Genomic DNA, 15,631 nt, shown 5'->3' with positions numbered 1-15,631 from the left:
CTTCCTGTCATCGGGGCAGGGAGGGGCGCTGCGAAAGCTTCTTTGATGTTTGACTACAACTTCCATTGGCGACCGGTCATGCGGGATCTGCCCGATCTGATAGAGGCGGGCCTGCTCACCCTACAGGTTGCGTCCTTAGCAATGATCCTGGGCATCTTGATCGCATTGGGGCTGGCTTTGATACGCTTGAACATGCGGGGACCACTCAACTGGATTGCAACGACTTGGGTAGAGTTTGCACGCAATACCCCCGCCTTGTTTCAGCTCTTCTTCTTTGGCTTTGGGCTGGGCGCCTTTGGGCTGCATCTGTCGCCTTATGCCATCGTGCTGGCTGGGTTGACGTTCAACTGCGCCGGTTACCTGGCAGAGAATTTCCGGGGTGGCTTTCAGGCAATACCTGAAACGCAGATGCGCGCGGCGCGTTCCTTGGGGATGACGGCGACGCAGGCCTATCTGCGCATTGTCATCCCGCAGGTGCTGCGCATCGTTTATCACCCGGTGACCAATCAGATGGTCTGGGCTGTGCTGATGTCCTCGCTGGGCATGCTGGTTGGCTTTCGTGAACTCTCTGGTGAGACCCAGTTCTTTGCCTCTCGTACCTTCCGCATCTTTGAATACTTCGCGGTCACAGCAGTGATCTACTACGTGATCGTCAAGATCATCCTCGGGGCCTCGCGTCTGCTCGCCAGCCGCCTGTTCCGTTACTGAGGAGTTTGAATATGTCCCAACCCATCAGTTTTTTCAGCGGCTTTCAGCCTTCGGACCTCCTGTTTCTGGCAGAAGCGGCCTGGCGAACCCTGTTGATCTCGGGCCTGGCCATTTCTATCGGTACCTTTTTCGGTATCATCTTTGGCTGGCTTTTGTACGAAGGCCGGATCTGGGCGTCCCTTACGCTGGCGCCGGTGCTAGATATCTTTCGCTCTGTTCCCCTAATCATCCAGCTGGTGCTGTTTTACAATTTTGCACCCATCCTGGGCCTCAATCTGGATCCCTTTGCCTCTGGTGTGGTGATCCTGGCGATTTACACAGCTGCACTCGTCGCCAATGTCGCGCGAGGTGGCATCGAAGCAGTGGGCCAGCCCATGCGTCGGGCCGCGCGAAGCTTGGGGATGAGTTACTGGCAGGATCTGCGTTATGTGGCGCTGCCCATCGGTGGACGCGCCGTCTTTCCGGCCTGGGTTGGCGTTGCCCTCGGGGTTATGAAGGACAGCGCATTGGTTTCGGTGCTGGGCTATGTCGAACTGCTGAAGGCCAGCCAGATCCTGATCACCCGGACCCAGGAACCCTTTCTCATTCTCTCAATCGCTGGCGCGTTTTATTTCGCGCTCTCCTATCCGATCTCGCGCTATGCGGCGCGGCTTGAACAAAGGTGGGCTCACGCATGATCGAAATTCGTGGACTTCAGAAGTATTTTGGCGCGTTGCATGTCCTGAAAGGCATCGACCTGGATGTCGAAAAAGGGGAGGTGCTCTCGGTGATCGGGGCCTCCGGGTCCGGCAAGTCAACGCTGCTTTACTGTATCAACGGGTTGGAGGAGATCCAGGGCGGGCAAGTGGAGGTTGATGGCCAGAATGTTCACGCCAAGGGCGCTGACCTCAACAAACTGCGCCAGAAATTGGGCATGGTCTTTCAGCAGTGGAACAGCTTTCCGCATCTGACGGTCCAAGAGAATGTAGCACTGGCGCCCCGGATTGTGCGTGGCCTTGACCGCAAGGCAGCGGATGAAATCGCCGAACGGCAGCTGGCGCATGTGGGCCTTGGGGATAAGCTCAGGGTCTATCCGGGTGCGCTCTCTGGTGGGCAACAGCAGCGCCTGGCCATCGCCCGCGCTCTGGCGATGGAGCCCGACTATATGCTCTTTGATGAGGCGACCTCAGCCCTTGACCCCGAACTGGTGGGCGAGGTGCTGGAGACCATGCGGATGCTTGCTGAAGAGGGAATGACCATGATCTGCGTCACCCATGAGATGGGCTTTGCACGCGATGTTTCTGATCGGGTCGCCTTCTTTCACCAGGGCGTGATGGAAGAGATCGGTCCACCATCGCAGATCTTTGGTGAGGCACAGTCCCCTCATACACGAGGTTTCCTTGCCAACGTGCGCTAGCACTGCAAGCCGACCCTCAGTTCAAAAATTACGAATGAAAACAAAACCTCCGGCCTAATCCCCGGAGCGTCAACAAAGGATATATGACATGAACCAGGATATCTTCACCGGTTGCATCCCCGCACTGATGACTCCTTGCAAGGCGGATCGCAGCCCGGATTTCGACGCCCTTGTGCGCAAAGGGCAAGAGCTGATCGCCGCAGGTATGTCGGCGGTTGTCTATTGTGGCTCCATGGGAGACTGGCCGCTCCTGACTGATGCTGAGCGCATGGAAGGCGTTGCCCGTCTTGTATCGGCTGGCGTGCCCACCATCGTTGGCACCGGTGCGGTGAACAGCAAGATTGCAGCCACCCATGCGGCCCATGCTGCAGAAGTTGGGGCGCAGGGCCTGATGGTGATCCCACGCGTTCTGTCGCGCGGGCCTTCGGTGGCGGCTCAGAAAGCGCACTTCAAGGCAATCCTGGCGGCGGCACCGGATCTGCCTGCGGTGATCTACAACAGCCCTTACTATGGCTTTGCAACCCGGGCAGATCTGTTCTTTGAGATGCGCGCCGAGCATCCCAATCTGATTGGCTTTAAGGAGTTCGGTGGCGCTGATGACATGCGTTACGCGGCGGAGAACATTACCTCGCAGGATGAGGCGGTCACCCTGATGATCGGCGTTGATACCACTGTCTTCCATGGCTATGTGAACTGCGGCGCCACAGGCGCGATCACCGGTATCGGCAATGCGCTGCCCGGCGAAGTGCTACATCTCGTGCGTCTCTGCAAAGCGGCAGCTGCCGGCGATGCGTTGGCCCGGATCCGCGCGGGTGAGTTGGAGGCAGCACTGGGCGTCTTGTCCTCCTTCGATGAAGGCCCTGATTTGGTCCTCTATTACAAGCATCTGATGGTTCTCAACGGTGAGCCAGAATATGAGTTGCATTTCAATGAAACCGATCAGCTTTCAGCCAGCCAAAAGAACTATGTCGAGGCGCAATACAGCCTGTTTCGCAATTGGTACGCGGATTGGGCTAAACTTCCCGGCGCAGAAAGCTGATGATGCGTGTAATCGACAGCCATACCGGGGGAGAGCCCACGCGGGTGATCCTGGAGGGAGGGCCGGATCTGGGATCCGGTTCTCTGGCTGAACGGGCGGAACGGTTGCAAGCGGAACATGCTGATTTCTGCGCCGCTGTCTTGCTGGAACCCCGCGGGCGGGAGGCCATGGTCGGCGCCCTGTTTCTACCTCCCGAGAATCCCAAAAGTTTGACCGCTGTTGTCTACTTCAACGCGGCTGGAAATCTAGGAATGTGCGGCCATGCGACCATTGGCCTGGCCGTCACCCTTTCTTATCTGGGGCGGGCAGATCCGGGCGTGCATATCATCGAAACGCCCGTTGGTCCGGTTCAGGTTGAAATCCGATTTGGAAACCGCGTTGTGGTGCAAAACGTTCCGAGTTTTCGCTACAAAAAGGACCTCTCACTGGAAGTGCCTGGCCTGGGAGCAATCAAGGGAGATATCGCCTGGGGTGGGAATTGGTTTTTCCTTACCCCGGATGCGCCCACCCCATTGGACTTGACCCACAAGGATGAGTTGACACGCGCGGCATTGGCAGTTCAGCGACACCTTAGCCTTGCGGGAATAACCGGTACTGACGGGGCAGAGATTGATCATATTGAGTTTATGGGAGCCCCCAAGGGAACTGATGCGCATGGGCGCAATTTCGTGCTCTGCCCGGATGGGGCCTATGACCGCTCTCCCTGTGGCACCGGAAGCTCTGCCAAACTGGCCTGTCTGGCCGAAGATGGGCTGCTCCCTCCTGGTCAGATCTGGGTCCAGGAAAGCGTGATCGGCAGCAGTTACCGGTTGCATTACCAGCGCGGCGTGAAGGGAGAGATCATTCCGATCATTGAAGGTGAAGCCCATGTGATGGCCGAGGCCACACTCCTCTTTGCTGAAAACGACCCCTACCGCACAGGCATACGGGCTGAAGCCTAAACAAAACGAATGGGACAAGAACATGAACTATAAGAACTTTATCGCTGGCAGCTGGGAAGAGACTTCTGATAGCTGCGCTAATGTAAACCCGTCTGACATCAGCGATGTGTTGGGACATGCAGCACAAAGCGGTACCGCAGAAATGGACCGGGCTATTGCCGCAGCAAAGTCAGCCGCACCAGACTGGGCCGCGGCAACGCCGCAACAGCGTTTTGACGTCCTTGATTTCATCGGTAGCGAAATCCTGGCACGCCGGGAAGAACTGGGGCAATTCCTGTCGCGCGAAGAGGGCAAAACCTTGCCGGAGGGCATAGGAGAGGCTGCTCGCGCAGGCCAGATCTTTAAGTTCTTTGCGGGCGAATGCCTGCGCCAGAACGGCGACAAACTGGCCTCCGTCCGCCCCGGAGTGGATGTGGAGGTAACCCGGTCTCCGATTGGTGTGGTCGGCTTGATTACACCATGGAATTTCCCCATTGCCATTCCAGCCTGGAAGATCGCGCCGGCACTGGCCTATGGCAATGCGGTGGTGCTGAAACCGGCCGAGCTGACACCGGCCTGCGCCTGGCTCCTGGCAGATATCATCTCGCGTTCTGGCCTGCCCGAAGGGGTCTTTAACCTGGTCTTTGGTCGAGGCTCGGTTATTGGCCAGCATTTGGTGGACCACCCGGATGTGGCAGCGATCTCTTTCACTGGTTCTGTTTCGACGGGGCGTGGGATTGCAGTCGCCTGCGCCAAAGGCATGAAGAAGGTTCAGCTGGAGATGGGGGGCAAGAATCCCATGGTGGTTCTGGATGACGCCGATCTGGATCTTGCGGTTGAAGCCTGCCTCAACGGAGCATTCTACTCCACTGGCCAGCGCTGCACGGCCTCTTCCAGGTTGATCGTGACCGAAGGCATCCACGACCGTTTTGTGACTGCTCTCGGCTCTGCAATGCAGGCGCTCAAAGTGGGGCATGCACTGGAAGCGGGGATGCAAATGGGGCCGGCGGTGGATGGACGGCAACTCGATCAGAACCTCTCCTATGTGGATATCGCAGCCAAAGAAGGGGGCAAGGTGCTGGGCGGGCATCGTTTGTCGCTGCAGCAAGAGGGCTTTTACATGGCGCCGGCTCTGGTGACCGAAACCCGCAACGACATGTGCATCAATCGCGAAGAGGTCTTTGGCCCTGTTGCCTCGGTCATGCGAGCGCGGGACTATGAGGAAGCTCTGGTTCTGGCGAATAGCACGCAGTTCGGGCTAAGTGCCGGGATCTGTACCGGGTCGCTGAAATATGCCAGCCACTTCAAGGCAAATGCCGAAGCGGGGATGGTCATGGTCAACCTGCCGACCGCTGGTGTGGATTATCATGTGCCTTTTGGAGGCACCAAAGGCTCCAGCTACGGCGCGCGTGAACAGGGGCGTTATGCAGCGGAGTTCTATACCCGCGTGAAAACGGCTTATACATTGCCCTGAAAACTGAGGATGCAAACTCCGGGGGCGATATCGCCCCCGGAGTAGTTTTGAAGAAGAGGCAAGAGATGCAGGACAGGGCAAACAAAGACATTGCGGTTGTTGGGGGCGGCATCATTGGGGTGAGCATCGCACTTAAACTGCAGAGCCTCGGATATGATGTCGCGATCTATGACCGCAAAGGCATTGCCGCAGAGGCCTCTCAGGGAAATGCAGGCGCCTTTGCCTTTTCAGAGATTGTTCCTCTGGCGACGCCAGGTATCCTGACAAAAGCCCCAAAATGGCTCTTGGACCCCATGGGGCCGCTTTCAATTCCCCCGGCCTATGCGCTGCAACTTGCGCCCTGGATGCTGCGGTTTTGGCGGGCCAGCTGGAAAGACCGTTATCACGCTTCCATGGCGGCCCAGGCAGAGCTTATGTCGCTCTCGCGTCAGGCGCTGGAGCGTCAGATTGAGGCAACACAAGGGGAGCGGCTGATGCAGCGCGACGGGCAGTTGCAGCTGTTCGAGGGAGAGAAGGAGTTTCGGGCCAGCCTTCCGGTCTGGGAGACGCGCCGGGCCCACGGCATTCGATTTGAACTGCTGAGTTCCGCCGAAGAGATTGCAGAAATACAGCCTGGTTTGGATCACCGCTTCACCCATGCGGGCTTCACCCCGGATTGGACAAATACGCTGGACCCCAAAGCCTGGTGTCAGCATCTTGCGGATAGGTTTTGCGCGCTGGGCGGTAAGGTTGAGCTGCAGGAGGTGACGGGGGTGAGCCTGGAGGGAGGAAAACCCAAATTGCGGCTTGGTGGGGCTGTTCATCACCCAGATAAAGTCGTTCTGGCGGCAGGGGCCTGGTCTCATCATCTGGCCCGCCAACTCGGAGAGAAGATACCTCTGGAAACGGAGCGTGGGTACAATACGACCCTGCCAAAGGGCGCCTTTGATCTGCGCACGCATGTGACCTTTGGCAGTCATGGGTTTGTCGCCAGCCGGATCAATGGCGGGGTGCGGATCGGCGGGGCAGTAGAGTTGGGCGGCCTAAAGCGGGCGCCAAACTACCGACGCGCTGATGTCCTGTTGAAAAAAGCGCAGCGTTTTATGCCTGGCCTTCAGACAGAAGGCGGGCAGCAATGGATGGGTTTCAGACCTTCGATGCCGGACAGCCTGCCGGTCATTGGCTGCGCTTCAGCCTCTCCTTCGGTGATCTTTGCCTTTGGTCACGGACATCTGGGGCTCACCCAATCCGCCGCGACGGCAGAGTTAGTTGTGTCCTTGATCACTGGGGCGAGAGAAAGCCAACTTCTAAGGGCCTTCGCGCCGCAACGCTTTTCGTAGAGCAAATTGTGAGGCACGGGGTGACATTTTGAAAAATGAAACTTGGGTAGTGAGTATGGCGCAAATCGTCCATTGATGGCGCGATTTTACGCTGTTTTTCGCGGATCAACCATTTATCAGGTTTTTTCCTTCATTGCTGTGAATGGCCGCTGCGATATCTGAGGATGACGCGGCCTCTCAGAGGCGTGAAGGGACTACTTGATGTTCAAAATTTCGAAACTGCCGCTCAAGGCGAAACTACCATTGGTCATGGTGGCGCTGACAGGGACATTTCTGATCACGGTTGCATTTTTAGTGTACACGGTTGCGGAAAAAAGTATCCGCAAGAACGTCTATGCTGCCCATGAAATTGAGGCCAAAGCCGGCGCCCAGGCCTTGGAGTTTCTGATCTCATCCGCGCAATCGAACTTGGCCAACCAAGCGGCTCAGCCTACCGTCTTTCGTGCGATCAGCAATTTCAGCCGTGTCATTGGCATGATCGAAGAAGATGACCCCATCGCCTATCTAAAGCGCACATTTGCCCAAGAGAACCCGCATCCGGTGGATCAGCGTGACCAACTGACCGATCCTGGGGATGAGACCTATTATACGCAATCCCATGTCAGCTATCATCCGACCTTTCAGCGCGCGGTTGAGTTGAACGGCTATGAGGATCTCTACCTTTTTGATGCCGAAGGCCTCTTGATCTACTCTGTAAAAAAGCAGGACGATTTTGCCAATAGTTTTGCCGACGGCGAGCTGGCAGCGACCAGTCTCGGACAGTTACTTGCAGAGGCTATGGCGGCTGAAGCCGGACAGGTGGTACTTTCGGATTTCTCAATCTATGGACCCGCAGGGGGGGCGCCTTCGGCCTTTTTTGCAACGCCGGTTTTGAACAAACGTAAGCAGGTTGTTGGTGTTATTGCTGCGCGCCTGGGCACAGCCGGTGTCCTGCAAGCGCTGACCAAGAACCTGGAAGACAGCTCTCACCAAAATATTTATTTGGTTAGCGGTGATGGCCTGGCTCGAAGCCCCTCTTCGATTGGGGGGCATTTCAATGTCCTGGACCGTTTGCCTGAGGTGCCACAGACGCTGGCTGCACGCAATCGTGAGGGCGGGCATTTAGACGGTGTGGCTGCTCTTGCGGGTGGACAAGAAGCCACGGCGCTGGTGATGCCGCTTAACCTGCCGGGATTTGACTGGACCCTGGTCCTAGAGACGGATTCCTCCACTGCATTCGCGGGGCTGCACCAGATTCGCATGATTGCTTTTGGTCTGATTGCCGGGGCTGTGGCAATTGCGATTCTGGTCTCGCTTCTGGCGGCCCGTCGGGTGACGACCCCGATCCAAGCTCTGCGGGAGGTGACGAATGCTCTGGCAGAGAATGACTATGAAGTGGCGATCACCGGCAAGTCGCGAGGTGATGAACTGGGGGATCTTGCCCGCAGTCTAGATAGTTTTCGCGACAAGCTGAAGCAGGCGGATGAAGCGGCGGAACGTGAAATTCAAGCGGCGCGCCAAACCAATGCAGTTGTCGAAGAGATGAGCGGTGCACTGGCTCAGTTGCAAAGCGGCAATCTGGCCTGCGATATCGAGCAACCCTTCGCGGATCACTATGAGACCCTGCGCGAGAACTTTAATCACAGCCTCGTCAATCTGCGTAATTCCATGGGTGAGGTCATTGGTGCTTCCGAGCATGTGGGGCGTTTTTCTGATGAGCAGAAATCGGCTGCGGATGAAATGGCACATCGAACAGAAAGCCAAGCCAATACGCTGGAAGAGACGGTCAACGCATTGCGTGATCTGACAACAGGTATTCGTGCCACCGCAGATAGTGCTGCCCGCATGGATAGTGTCATGCGCCAAACGCGAGACGAAGCGGAGGGGAATACGGAGGTTGTTGAAACAGCGGTTGGCGCCATGGACCAGATCCAGGAAACCTCCAGTGAGATTTCGAAAATCATCAACCTGATTGATGACATTGCTTTCCAGACCAATCTGCTGGCCCTGAACGCGGGTGTTGAAGCAGCGCGGGCTGGTTCTGCGGGTGCAGGATTTGCCGTGGTCGCCTCCGAGGTTCGGGCCTTGGCGCAGCGAACCTCTACTGCGGCGGGGCAGATCCAGGAATTGACCTCTGCAAGTGAGAACCACGTGGCCCATGGTGTCTCGATGGTGGGCAAAGCGGGGGATGCCCTATCAAGCATCATTTCACAGGTAAGTGAAGTTTCTGGCCTTGTGAGCGAGATTGCAAATGGGGTGCAAAAGCAGTCCGGCGGTCTGGAGAATATCAACACCGCTCTTGGCGCTTTGGATAGTGTGACCCAGCGCAATGCGGCCATGGCCGAAGAGGCCTCTGCCTCCAGCCAGATGCTCCAGCATGAGGCGCAGACACTTTCCGGAATTGTCTCGCGTTTCCAGCTCGGTGGCGGGACCACTGCAGTAGAAAGCGAGGAGTGGGAAAGCGAATCCGAAGATTGGAGCAAAGAAGCCTATCTCTAATGGATCTCACCCAGTCGAGTGCTAAGGGGCAACCCTTTCCTTGCAGATCAATTGAACTTCCAACGAACGAAAACAGCCGCCCTCACGGGCGGCTGTTTCGCTTGGGATAATGCTCGGTATTATTGTGAAGAACTGGGAAGGAAGCTGCCCTGAAGAATGCTGACCGCATCCACTGCGGGGCCCGCGCTGCTACGTTCGGCCATGCGTTCCAGATTTACGATTGTCGACAGCATGAGGCGATCGTGGCTCCAGTCACCAGGGCGCTGCATCAGCATGGCCGTTGCAATGATCATCAGGATCAAGAGACCAGAAATTGCGGCCCAGCTGGCTGGGGCCTGTTCCTCTGGTATCTCGCTGGTTAGAGCTACAATACGCTGGTGCAGATTGGATCCGTTTCGGGTTTCACGGCGATCAACCAATGCAACGGTCGGGCTACGGCGGACAAAATAAACAGGCTCCTGTGCGGCCAGGCCGCAGGCACGGATCAAGCATTCACAATAGGCACGCAGATCCAAGCCTGTACGCTGAGACAGCGCTTGGTCACAAGCGAACTCTCGCAGTTTGCGGATTTCCCGGCGCCACAGATAGTAGGCAGGATTCCAGAAGAGCAAAGGCCGCAGAAATTCGATCAGAAACTCGCATTCGATATCACGTTGGCGGAAATGCTGCATCTCATGGGCCAGTGTAAGCTGCAGGTCTTTTGGGGACTGCAAAAGAGCGGCAGGCAGGACGACATAGCGACGCCAGAGATCACGTGTCGAATAGGCAACGCGAGTCTCATCTGAGATAAGGATTTGAACACCATTGATGCTTTTCCACAGATGCGCCCGACGCAAGACCAAGGCTAGCCGCCAGACAGAGAGCAGCAGATGTAGTGTGACGATCAGGGCTCCTAAAGCGAGCGTCGCAGCCAAAGCTTTCGTCCAGAGCGCTTGTTGGGTTGCAAGCTGGCGAACAGTGTCTTCGCGCAGTCCCAAGAGGGTTTCAAAGCTTGCGGCACTCATATTGACGTTGCCCTGCAGGTATTGCGCCACAAGAAGGTCTGACAGATTGGGTGGATGCGCCATCACATAGCGGGTGAAGGCAATCATCAAAAAGGGTGATAACACCAGCAGAATGGTCAGAAAATTCATCAACCGCAATTGAGCCCGATAGGCATGGGCCAGCCGAGTTCGGGACAAGAGTTTACGAGTTGAAAGCCAGAGCAGCGTGCCCGCCAGAACCAGCAGGTTCAGATCGATATAGCTATTCAGAAACGCGTCAGCTGTCATTGTCCCCCAGCCTTTCGTTCAGCAAGGCTCGCATCTCGACGAGCATATCCTCGGTGATGTCTTCATCATCAACGAGCCGCGCCACGAGGGCGGCAGGGGCATCGTTGAAAAGCTTGCTCGAAAGGTTTTTTAGCGAAGTCTTCTGGTACTCAGCTTTGGGAACGGCGGGGCGGTAAATCAGGGAGCGCTCTTTGCGCTCGCTGGTTAGAAAACCCTTTTGCTCCATGATCTTCAAAACGGTGGCAACCGAGGTATAGGCGCGTTCCTGCACCTTGTTCAGTTCTGCCAGGATCTCTTTGACGGTGCCACCACCGGTCGCCCAGACAACGGTCATGAACTCGAGTTCAACCTCAGTCAGAAGCGATTTGTCCTGTTTCTTTCGCATATGCGTTGATGCCCGGTCCATTTTTGCCTCCAAGAGATGCTACTGGATGAGAGGAGGATTTGAAAACTATTTTTTTAGATGATGCGTGGTCGGAGGGCTGTCGTTGTCAAATTGTGCGCTGCCGCGCGCACCCTTCAGTTCTGCCGCAAGGCGATATACCTTCCTTAAAGTACTGCCTTCAGACCCGTTGAAGGCTTGCTGAGAAGGCCTTGAAGGGCAGGCATGCCTTCAAGGCCGAATTCCAGTGTGTGCAGGATTGCGCGTCAAGGCCAAGCCGCTGCGCGGGGCCTACGGCCGCCTTGACCCGCCCTTTCCCGCGCAGACCGTATCAGACCTTCCAGAAGCAGAAGGCAGCCCAGGCGAGGGACAGGGCCAGGGGCCACCAAAGCGGCATGCCCACGAGGCCGAGCCAGGCAAGGAAGATGTAGCTGGTGCCCAGGAGGCTGATGAACAGCCTGTCACCGCGGGTTGTTGTTAGCCCCAGAACGCCTTTGCGGGTATCACCGCCGGGGGTGCGGATCTCCAGCAGGATAAGTACCCCAATAGCGGAGAAAATCCCAATGAAAACCATTGCGGTGGGCCAGGTCCAGGCCATCCAGCTCAGCATGTCAAACCCTCCCCATCGCGAAGCCCTTCGCGATGTAGTTGCGGACGAAATAGATCACGATGGCACCCGGAATGATGGTCAGGGTGCCGGCGGCGGCCAGAAGGCCCAATTCATAGCCTGCGGAAGAGGCGGTCTTGGTCATGGTTGCGGCGATGGGTTTTGCGGCGACGGCGGTCAGTGTCTTGGCCAGCAGCAGTTCGACCCAGGAGAACATGAAGCAGAAGAAGGCAGCCACGCCGACCCCAGCTTTGATCGAGGGGATGAAGATGGTGGCAAAGAAACGTGGGAAGGAATAGCCGTCGACAAAGGCGGTTTCGTCCAGTTCCTTTGGGACGCCCCCCATGAAGCCCTCGAGGATCCAGACTGAAAGCGGGATGTTGAACAGGCAATGAGCCAGGGCCACGGCCCAATAGGTGTCAAAGAGTTCTACCGCCGAATAGAGCTGAAAGAAGGGCAGGGCAAAGACCGCCGCCGGCGCCATCCGATTGGTCAGGAGCCAGAAGAACAGCTGCTTGTCACCAAGGAAACGATAGCGCGAGAAGGCATAGGCGGCAGGCAGCGCCACGGTGATGGAGATCACCGTATTGATCGTCACATAGGCGATCGAGTTGATATAGCCCCAGTACCAGCTTGGATCGGTGAAGATGACCTTATAGTTTTCCAGCGTAAAGGTCTGCGGGAACAGGGAGAAACCGGCAAGGATTTCATTGGTCGTCTTAAAGCTCATCGCCACCAGCCAGTAGATCGGCAGCATGAGAAACAGGATATAGATGATGGGGACGATGGATCGTTTCTGCATGTGTCCCTCCTTTAGTTCAGGTCGTCCTTGGTCATCAGGGTGTAAAACAGCCAGGAGACAAGGAGTGTGATTGCGAAATAGATGAGCGACATGGCGGCAGCGGGGCCGAGGTCAAACTGCCCAAGGGCGATTTTCACCAGATCGATCGAGAGCATGGTGGTGGAGTTGCCGGGTCCGCCGCCCGTGAGCACGAAGGGCTCGGTATAGATGTTGAAACTGTCCATAAAGCGCAGGAGGATGGCGATGGTCAGGACGGTTTTCATCTTCGGGAGCTGGATAAAGCGGAACACTGACCAGTTCGAAGCGCCGTCGATCTTGGCGGCCTGATAATAGGCATCCGGGATCGAGACCAGGCCAGCATAGCTGAGCAACACGACAAGTGAGGTCCAGTGCCAGACATCCATGGTGATGATGGTCACCCAGGCCGCCAGTGGATCCTGCGTCATGTCGTAGTTGATGCCCAGCACGTGGTTGAGGAAATAGCCCAGAAGGCCGATGTCGGGCAGGGTGAAGATATTCCACATGGCGCCCACCACGTTCCAAGGGATCAGCATTGGCAGGGCCATCAGCACCAGACAGACCGGCACCCAAAGCCCCTTGCGCGGCATAGACAGGGCGATGGCGATCCCCAGTGGAACCTCAATGATCAAGATTAGGAAGGTAAAGAGGAACTGGCGGCCTAGGGCGGCGTGAAAGCGCTCGGAGCGCAGGATCTGCTGGAACCAATCCAGCCCCTGCCAGAAGAAGACATTGTCACCAAAGGTCTCTTGGACTGAATAGTTGACCACCGTCATCATTGGAATGAGGGCATTGAAGGCCACCAGCAAGAGAACCGGCAGCACAAAGAACCAGGCTTTTTGATTTTCGGTTTTCATTCTGCTGCCTCCAGGCTGGTTTCCGGCGTGCTTGCCAGCCAGCCATCAATGTAAAGACGGGTCATGTCCTGACGGAAGGAGAGATGAACCGCCGTGCCTTTTTCGGGGGCGCGGCCTTCGACTACCGCGCTGATGCGGGTGCCGTTTGCCTCACATTCCACAACGATATGACGTCCCACGTCGGAGACCTTGGTGACCACTGCGGGCAGCCCCTGATCAGAGAGAGAGACAAACTCTGGCCGGATGCCAATCTCGGTCTTGCCCAGGGCTTCCCCATGTATGGGGCCCTCCAGTGCGATGTTGTGATCTGCGAAACGAGCGGCGCCATTTAGCAGCGTGCAGGGCAGGATATTCATGCCAGGAGAGCCGATGAAATGGCCGACAAAAGTATGCGCGGGGCGTTCGAAGAGTTCTATCGGCGTGCCGATCTGCACCACTTCGCCCAGCTGCATTACCACCACCTGATCGGCAAAGGTCAGCGCCTCAGTCTGGTCATGGGTCACATAGATCATGGTGGCTTTGACACGCTGATGCAGCTCTTTCAGTTTTGAGCGCAGCTTCCACTTCAGATGCGGGTCGATCACTGTAAGGGGCTCATCGAACATGACGACATTGACGTCTTCGCGCACCAGTCCCCGGCCCATGGAGATCTTCTGCTTGTTGTCTGGGCTGAGGCCTGCCGCCTTCTGGTCCAGCATATCGGTGACTTCGAGCATCTCGGCAATGGCCATGACGCGCTCGCGCACGGTGTTTTCGTCCCGGCCGCGGTTGCGCAGCGGGAAGGCCAGATTGTCATAAACACTCATGGTGTCGTAGATCACCGGGAACTGAAACACCTGCGCGATGTTGCGCTGATCAGGTGGCAGTTTGGTGACGTCCTGACCGTCGAACAGGATCTGGCCTTCGGAAGGCACCAGCAGGCCGGAGATGATGTTGAGCAAAGTGGATTTGCCGCAGCCTGATGGCCCCAGCAACGCATAGGCGCCACCATCGCTCCAGTCGAGGTCGATTTCCTTCAGCGCATAGTCCGAGGGGGATTTCGGGTTCGGAAAGTAGCTGTGCCGTAGCTTGGAAAGTGTAATCTTAGCCATGTCGCGCCTCACGCCACGCGGGAGCCATCGGGTGCAAAGACATAGCACGCGGATGGGTCCATATAGAATTCATGCAATTCGCCCACCTCGTAGGGGTGGACACCTGCGGAAAGGGAGACCCAGCTGCCGCTGCCCATCTCAAAATGGGCGCTGCTTTCAGAGCCTGACAGCTCGGTCACCTGCACCTGTCCGGTGAGCTTAACGGTGCCGGCCTTGCCGTTCACGGGTAGGACGTGATGCGGACGGATGGCGATATTGTATTCGCCGTCTGACAGCCCGGCTGCTGCGCCCGTAAGCTCCCAGCTGACACCGGCGTTGAGCATCGCCAGGTTGCCCTGTTTGACGATGGGGGCGGTGTTGATCGGCGGGTCCGAGAAAACCCGTGCTGCATCCAAGTTGCCTGGCTCACGGTAGATCTCAGCCGTCGGCCCGAATTGGGTCACACGCCCGTCATCCATCAGGGCAACGCGCCCGCCGAGCAGCAGCGCCTCCTCGGGTTCTGATGTGGCGTAGACCACCACGGCTCCGCGTCCGGCGAAGAGCTCCGGCAGCTGGTCGCGCAGCTCTTCGCGCAGCTTGTAATCGAGGTTAGCCAGGGGCTCATCCAGGAAAACGGCGCGGCTTTCTTTGGCGATGGCGCGGGCAAGCGCACAGCGCTGCTGCTGCCCGCCAGAGAGCTCATGCGGGCGGCGGTGCAGCATCGGGGTCAGCTGCAGGATCTTCGCCGCCTCTTCGACCCGGCCCGCGATTTCCGACTTCGCCATCCCGGCGACCTTCAGCGGGGAGGCGATATTCTCATAAACCGTCATATGCGGGTAGTTGATAAAGAACTGGTGCACCAGGCTGATGTTGCGTTTCTGAGTGCTGAGGCGGGAGACATCCTGCCCCTCCATCAGCACCTGACCGCTGGCAAGCGGATCTAGCCCGGCCATCAGCTTGATAAGAGAGGTCTTTCCCGACCCGGTGGCGCCCAGAAGGACGTTGAAGTGACCGCTTTCCAGCTTCAGGGAGGTGTCCTTGATATGCTCGATGGCGCCCATGCGCTTGGTCACATTTCTGAGTTCGACTGTCATCTTGGTTCGGCTTTCCGGCAGCTTACCTCACAGCGATTGCTGTCAGGTGCTCGGCGCGCTGCGGCGCGACTGTATTCAGGTCCCCAAAAAGGGGAAGGAGGAGAGAAAAGCCCCGGAGTGTTCGTTGAAACGCTCCGGGGCAAGGCCAGACCGGACCTGAAGCAGGGTGACCTGTTAATCGGGTCCGGTCCGACGG

Annotated in this window: 15 protein-coding genes; 8 read left to right on the top strand and 7 right to left on the bottom strand. The window is 57.3% G+C overall.

The window, feature by feature from the left end; all coding sequences use genetic code 11:
• The first annotated feature begins 45 nt into the window (after positions 1-45).
• From RSK20926_RS13460 to RSK20926_RS13425, 8 genes are all read left to right on the top strand, one after another.
• A complete protein-coding gene (locus RSK20926_RS13460) occupies positions 46-708 on the top strand; it encodes an amino acid ABC transporter permease (protein ID WP_037255143.1) in 663 nt (220 codons plus the stop codon).
• Positions 709-719: 11 nt separating this feature from the next.
• The gene (locus tag RSK20926_RS13455) at positions 720-1,385 is read left to right on the top strand and encodes an amino acid ABC transporter permease (protein ID WP_008207479.1); all 666 of its coding nucleotides are present in this window, start codon (positions 720-722) and stop codon (positions 1,383-1,385) included.
• A complete protein-coding gene (locus tag RSK20926_RS13450) occupies positions 1,382-2,104 on the top strand; it encodes an amino acid ABC transporter ATP-binding protein (protein WP_008207478.1) in 723 nt (240 codons plus the stop codon). Before RSK20926_RS13455 ends, RSK20926_RS13450 begins: the two co-directional genes overlap by 4 nt.
• Positions 2,105-2,192: 88 nt before the next feature.
• Positions 2,193-3,143, top strand: coding sequence for a dihydrodipicolinate synthase family protein (locus RSK20926_RS13445; protein ID WP_008207477.1), 951 nt, complete (start codon positions 2,193-2,195; stop codon positions 3,141-3,143).
• Positions 3,144-3,145: 2 nt separating this feature from the next.
• A complete protein-coding gene (locus tag RSK20926_RS13440; protein WP_037255191.1) occupies positions 3,146-4,084 on the top strand; it encodes a 4-hydroxyproline epimerase in 939 nt (312 codons plus the stop codon).
• A gap of 22 nt (positions 4,085-4,106) precedes the next feature.
• Positions 4,107-5,537: an aldehyde dehydrogenase family protein gene (locus tag RSK20926_RS13435; protein ID WP_008207475.1), complete on the top strand. Its 1,431-nt coding sequence runs from the start codon at positions 4,107-4,109 to the stop codon at positions 5,535-5,537.
• 65 nt (positions 5,538-5,602) lie between these two features.
• Complete coding sequence (locus RSK20926_RS13430; RefSeq protein WP_008207474.1) at positions 5,603-6,856, top strand: NAD(P)/FAD-dependent oxidoreductase; 1,254 nt, start codon at positions 5,603-5,605, stop codon at positions 6,854-6,856.
• A gap of 201 nt (positions 6,857-7,057) precedes the next feature.
• Positions 7,058-9,334 (top strand): methyl-accepting chemotaxis protein, encoded by a 2,277-nt coding sequence (locus RSK20926_RS13425; RefSeq protein ID WP_008207470.1) that lies wholly within the window; start codon positions 7,058-7,060, stop codon positions 9,332-9,334.
• Between the two features lie 119 nt (positions 9,335-9,453).
• Here the strand turns inward: RSK20926_RS13425 and RSK20926_RS13420 are convergent, their stop codons facing one another.
• The 7 genes from RSK20926_RS13420 to RSK20926_RS13390 form a co-directional block, all read right to left on the bottom strand.
• Positions 9,454-10,605, bottom strand: a complete 1,152-nt coding sequence (locus RSK20926_RS13420) for a M56 family metallopeptidase (protein ID WP_008207468.1) — start codon at positions 10,603-10,605, stop codon at positions 9,454-9,456.
• Positions 10,595-10,990 carry a BlaI/MecI/CopY family transcriptional regulator gene (locus RSK20926_RS13415; RefSeq protein WP_037255141.1) on the bottom strand — a complete coding sequence of 132 codons (396 nt, stop codon included), beginning with the start codon at positions 10,988-10,990 and terminating at the stop codon, positions 10,595-10,597. Before RSK20926_RS13415 ends, RSK20926_RS13420 begins: the two co-directional genes overlap by 11 nt.
• Before the next feature lie 328 nt (positions 10,991-11,318).
• A complete protein-coding gene (locus RSK20926_RS13410; protein WP_008207464.1) occupies positions 11,319-11,597 on the bottom strand; it encodes a DUF2160 domain-containing protein in 279 nt (92 codons plus the stop codon).
• A 1-nt stretch (position 11,598) separates the two neighbouring features.
• On the bottom strand, positions 11,599-12,396 hold the full coding sequence (locus tag RSK20926_RS13405) for a carbohydrate ABC transporter permease (RefSeq protein WP_008207463.1): 798 nt from the start codon (positions 12,394-12,396) through the stop codon (positions 11,599-11,601).
• 11 nt (positions 12,397-12,407) lie between these two features.
• Positions 12,408-13,271 (bottom strand): carbohydrate ABC transporter permease, encoded by an 864-nt coding sequence (locus tag RSK20926_RS13400; protein WP_008207461.1) that lies wholly within the window; start codon positions 13,269-13,271, stop codon positions 12,408-12,410.
• Positions 13,268-14,362: an ABC transporter ATP-binding protein gene (locus RSK20926_RS13395; RefSeq protein WP_008207460.1), complete on the bottom strand. Its 1,095-nt coding sequence runs from the start codon at positions 14,360-14,362 to the stop codon at positions 13,268-13,270. The genes RSK20926_RS13400 and RSK20926_RS13395 overlap by 4 nt, the downstream gene beginning before the upstream one ends.
• 8 nt (positions 14,363-14,370) lie before the next feature.
• The gene (locus RSK20926_RS13390) at positions 14,371-15,435 is read right to left on the bottom strand and encodes an ABC transporter ATP-binding protein (protein WP_008207458.1); all 1,065 of its coding nucleotides are present in this window, start codon (positions 15,433-15,435) and stop codon (positions 14,371-14,373) included.
• Between the last annotated feature and the right edge of the window lie 196 nt (positions 15,436-15,631).

This window comes from Roseobacter sp. SK209-2-6, from assembly GCF_000169455.1.
Classification (GTDB): Bacteria; Pseudomonadota; Alphaproteobacteria; order Rhodobacterales; family Rhodobacteraceae; genus Pseudophaeobacter.
Note: the sequence above shows the minus strand (reverse complement) of the source record. Positions and strands in the feature narration are given on the sequence as shown.